This is a genomic window from Brevibacterium sp. SIMBA_078 (assembly GCF_046534565.1).
Taxonomy (GTDB): Bacteria; Actinomycetota; Actinomycetes; order Actinomycetales; family Brevibacteriaceae; genus Brevibacterium.
Window position 1 is genome coordinate 1 of record NZ_JAWRYQ010000454.1, and the last position, 247, is coordinate 247.

The 247-nt window shown below is 39.3% G+C and carries 1 protein-coding gene; it reads right to left on the minus strand.

Annotated elements, in window-relative coordinates; genetic code table 11:
• On the minus strand, window positions 1-247 hold a 247-nt coding region (locus SB749_RS20390; protein WP_410711912.1), incomplete at both ends, for a tryptophan 7-halogenase.

The following is a 247-nucleotide window of genomic DNA, read 5'->3' on the forward strand; positions in this document are numbered from 1 at the left end:
ATGTGGTTATTTGAATAAACAAAGCCCACTCCCCGCCTATTAGTGAGCGCAATGTCCCAAATCCAGCCAGCTTGATGAGCGGTAGCAAGTGTATAAGGCGGAATATCATCATCTTCTTTTGTAGGTACTTGCACAACTAAGGCGCTATTTATCAGTAAGCTATCAGACACATCAACGAAAGGGACTTTTAAAGCTTTATCTATCAGTAAAGATTCAAACCCCGAACAATCAATATAAAAGTCAAATT